Consider the following 427-nt stretch of genomic DNA (forward strand, 5'->3'; position numbering starts at 1 on the left):
GACCGGCTGCCCAGGGTATTCATGGCCACCGCCAAGGCTTCGTGGGCCTCGGGTGACAGGGCACCAAGTGACATACCGGCCGAATCAAAGCGGGTGAAGATGTTTTCAACCGGCTCTACTTCCGAAATATCAATCGGCTTGATGTCTTTCCGGAAGACAAGAAGGTCACGGAGCGTCGCAACCGGACGCTCGTTAACCAGACCCGCGTATTCCTTGTAGTGGCCATAGTCGCCGCTGGTCACCGCCTCCTGGAGCTTACCGACCACATCCGGGTTAAAGGCATGATACTCCTGGCCATGGACGTACTTCAGAAGACCGCCCTGAATGATGGGCTTGCGCGGCTTCCAGGCCACGGACGCCAATTGCTCCTGGTCCTGCTGGAAATCGTAGAACCCGGCACCCTGGATTCGGCTGGGCACACCCTTGA

At 58.5% G+C, this 427-nt stretch carries 1 protein-coding gene; it reads right to left on the reverse strand.

Annotation, left to right across the window (positions count from 1 at the left end; genetic code table 11):
* Positions 1-427: glutamate synthase-related protein (locus B2W52_RS01800; RefSeq protein WP_286801075.1), on the reverse strand; the 427-nt coding region annotated here is incomplete at both ends.

Source organism: Marinobacter sp. UBA2498, assembly GCF_002341575.1.
Taxonomy (GTDB): Bacteria; Pseudomonadota; Gammaproteobacteria; order Pseudomonadales; family Oleiphilaceae; genus Marinobacter; species Marinobacter manganoxydans.